This window comes from Acinetobacter sp. UBA3132 (assembly GCF_002364825.1).
GTDB classification, from domain to species: domain Bacteria; phylum Pseudomonadota; class Gammaproteobacteria; order Pseudomonadales; family Moraxellaceae; genus Acinetobacter; species Acinetobacter schindleri.
In genome coordinates, this window is record NZ_DEZM01000149.1 from 3,199 (window position 1) to 6,608 (window position 3,410).

The following is a 3,410-nucleotide window of genomic DNA, read 5'->3' on the forward strand; positions in this document are numbered from 1 at the left end:
GCAGGGATGATGACTTCATCACCCTTATTTAACAAGGCAAGTGCCAGGTTAAAGAATGATTGCTTGCCACCACAAGAAACCAGGATCTGGTTTGCTGCATAGTCAAGGTTGTTGTCACGTTTGAATTTGGCAATAATGGCTTTTTTAAGACCTGGCGTACCGTCTACAGCGGTGTATTTGGTGAAACCGTTGTTAATCGCTGCAATTGCTGCATCTTTGATGTGTTGCGGTGTATCAAAATCTGGTTCACCTGCACCCAAGCCAATTACATTATGACCAGCAGCTTTAAGTTCAGCAGCTTTGTTAGTCACAGCAAGCGTTGGGGACGGTTTGATGGCATTTACACGATCAGAGAGACGTACGTCCACGGCGGTATTCCTTCTTATAGGGATTAAAAAATAAAAAGCACAATATCTTAGCCTATATTGGTGCACATTAGGCAAAAGAATTTATAAAACTTTACGGAAAAAGTGTTTTGATAGCCGAAGTTTATCTTGAACTTCGATGTTAAGGCGCAGTAACTGAAGGCTTTCAGGCTAAACTTGAAATCTATAAAATATGTGAAATATAAAATAAAAAAGGCTACCTGTGGGTAACCTTTTTTGTGCGCTTCCTGTAAGGATTATGCCGTAAAACGTGACAAATCTTCTTCAGGGCGGGCAGTCAGGACTTCTACGCCATGTTTTGTTACTAAAAGAGTATGCTCATATTGCGCAGATAATTTGTGATCCTTGGTCACAACCGTCCACTTGTCACCCAGCAATTTGGTTTGCCAAACACCTGCATTGACCATTGGTTCAATCGTAAATGTCATACCTTCTTCTAAGATCATACCGGTATTTGGCTGGCCATAATGCAGCACCTGCGGTTCGTCATGGAAAGTGGTACCGATGCCATGACCGCAGTATTCACGTACTACGCTAAAACGTTCAGATTCCACATATTTTTGGATCGCATGACCGATATCACCCATGGTTGCACCTGGCTTAACTACTGCGATCCCACGATACATCGCTTCTTGAGCGACTTTACATAGGCGGTTCGCCAGAATAGAAGTTTCACCCCCCACGATGTACATCATGTTGGTATCGCCATGAAAACCATCTTTGATGACAGTCACGTCAATATTAAGAATATCGCCTTTTTTCAGGATCTTGCCTTCAGAGGGAATACCGTGACAGACCACATGGTTGACTGATGTACAGATGGTATGCTGGAAAGCAGGACGGCCTGGCGCTGCGCCATAGCCCAGACATGCTGGAATCGCATTCTGTACATTTACAATATAGTCATGACAAATCGTATCCAATTCAAGCGTTGATACACCTGGTTTGATATGCGGTTTGATCATATCCAAAACTTCTGCCGCCAGTCGTCCAGCTACACGCATCTTTTCGATATCTTCAGCGGATTTGATTAAACGACGGGGAGCTTGATAAGTAGTGTTCATGATCTCTAAAAACTTTTGGAAATTTGTGTGCGACTATGGTATAAATAGCCGCCCATTTTATCAAATGCTTTTTCGTGAATATATTTGCGTAGCTTGATGAATGGTGTATTAAAAATCCGCACATATATCGTCACATTACTCTGGGTGCCCGCAAGGGTGGAGAATGCGGATATATGGAGGCCTAACCCAAATCTTTAAGGTAAAGAAAATGGCAGATTACAACGTAAGCATGCGCGACCTTCTACAAGCTGGCGCGCACTTTGGTCACCAAACTCGTTTCTGGAACCCAAAAATGCGTCAATACATCTTTGGCGCGCGTAACAAAATTCACATCATCAACCTTGAGCACACTGTTCCTGCGTTAAATGATGCTTTGAACTTTGCTAACCAATTGGCTAGCAAAAAGAACAAAGTTTTGTTCGTTGGTACTAAACGTGCAGCTTCTGCAATCATCCGTGAGCAAGCTCAACGTGCTGGTCAACCATACGTTGATCACCGTTGGTTAGGTGGTATGTTGACTAACTGGAAAACTCTTCGTCAGTCAATCAACCGTCTAAAAGACCTTCAAACTCAATCTCAAGACGGTACTTTCGCTAAGCTGACTAAACGTGAAGCTCTTGAGCGTACTCGTGAGATGGAAAAACTTGAACGCGGTCTTGGCGGCGTTAAAAACATGGGTGGTTTACCTGACGCACTATTCGTAATCGACGTTGATCACGAAGCAATTGCAATCAAAGAAGCTAAAAACCTTGGTATTCCTGTAATCGGTATCGTTGATACAAACTCTAACCCAGACAACGTAGATTACGTTATTCCGGGTAACGACGATGCGATCCGTGCAGTTACTCTTTATGCTTCTGCTATGGCTGACGCGATTCTTGCTGGTAAAGAATATGCTCAATCACAAGCAAATGCACAAGCTAAAGCAGAAGAAGCTCCAGCTTCTGAGGCTTAATGCGTTAGACGCTAGCTTGTCATTTTTGCGACACGTGATGGTGGCAAAGTAAGCGTCGTGTATGCAGGCGGCCCATGAGAATCCTCTGGGCCGTTTCTGTTCTATAAAGAATTCATTTTCTACCGAATTTAGGAGATAAACATGACTGCAGTTACAGCAAGCATGGTTAAAGAATTGCGTGATCGTACAGGTCTTGCAATGATGGAATGTAAAAAAGCTTTGACAGAAGCTGGTGGTGACATCGAACTTGCGATCGATAACCTGCGTAAATCTGGTCAAGCAAAAGCAGCTAAAAAAGCTGGTAATATTGCTGCTGACGGCGCGATCACGATCGCTCAGGAAGGCAACAAAGCAATTCTTTTAGAAGTAAACTGTCAAACTGACTTCGTTGCTAAAGACGAAAACTTTGCTGGTTTCTCTGCTAAAGTTGCTGCTGCTGCTCTTGCTGCTAACGAAACTGATGTTGCTAAAATCGCTGAACTTAAACTTGAAGATGGTGCTACTGTTGAAGAAGCTCGTATCGCGCTTGTTCAAAAAATCGGTGAAAACATCCAAGTACGTCGTGCGAAAATTGTTGAAGGCGAAAACCTTGCAGTTTATAAACACGGTCTTAAGATCGGTGTTGTTGTGTCTTATACAGGTGACGACGCGACTGGTAAAGGTATTGCAATGCACGTTGCTGCGTTCAACCCGGTTGCAGTTTCTGCTGAACAAGTTCCAGCTGAGCTAATTGCGAAAGAAAAAGAAATCGCTGAAGCGAAAGCACTTGAATCTGGCAAACCAGCAAACATCGTTGAGAAGATGGTTGTAGGTTCTGTTGAGAAATACCTGAACGAAGTTGTTCTTGAGCGTCAACAATACGTTATCGACAACGACAAAAAAGTTGCTGAAATCCTTAAAGCAACTGGTACTACAGTTGCTCAATTTACTCGCTTCGAAGTGGGTGAAGGCATCGAGAAGAAAGCTGAAATGAGCTTTGCTGATGAAGTTGCTGCTGCTCAAGCT

Annotated in this window: 4 protein-coding genes; 2 read left to right on the forward strand and 2 right to left on the reverse strand. The window is 43.3% G+C overall.

Annotation, left to right across the window (positions count from 1 at the left end):
• Nucleotides 1-368 (reverse strand): aminotransferase class I/II-fold pyridoxal phosphate-dependent enzyme (locus tag B4033_RS08315; protein WP_286833137.1); only part of this gene is annotated, 368 nt, incomplete at its 3' end.
• Between the two features lie 254 nt (nucleotides 369-622).
• Nucleotides 623-1,450, reverse strand: a complete 828-nt coding sequence (gene map / locus B4033_RS08320) for a type I methionyl aminopeptidase (RefSeq protein WP_004892289.1) — start codon at nucleotides 1,448-1,450, stop codon at nucleotides 623-625.
• A gap of 208 nt (nucleotides 1,451-1,658) precedes the next feature.
• Between map and rpsB the strand changes: the two genes are divergently transcribed.
• Together rpsB and tsf are read left to right on the forward strand one after the other, a co-directional pair.
• On the forward strand, nucleotides 1,659-2,405 hold the full coding sequence (rpsB, locus tag B4033_RS08325; protein WP_004892292.1) for a 30S ribosomal protein S2: 747 nt from the start codon (nucleotides 1,659-1,661) through the stop codon (nucleotides 2,403-2,405).
• Nucleotides 2,406-2,546: 141 nt separating this feature from the next.
• Nucleotides 2,547-3,410 (forward strand): translation elongation factor Ts (gene tsf, locus B4033_RS08330; RefSeq protein WP_286833141.1); only part of this gene is annotated, 864 nt, incomplete at its 3' end.

What these genes read in the sequence shown, in the direction of transcription:
- map (WP_004892289.1), bottom strand. Translation starts at nt 1,450, where the DNA reads ATGAACACTACTTATCAAGCTCCCCGTCGTTTAATCAAATCCGCTGAA.
- rpsB (WP_004892292.1), top strand. Translation starts at nt 1,659, where the DNA reads ATGGCAGATTACAACGTAAGCATGCGCGACCTTCTACAAGCTGGCGCG.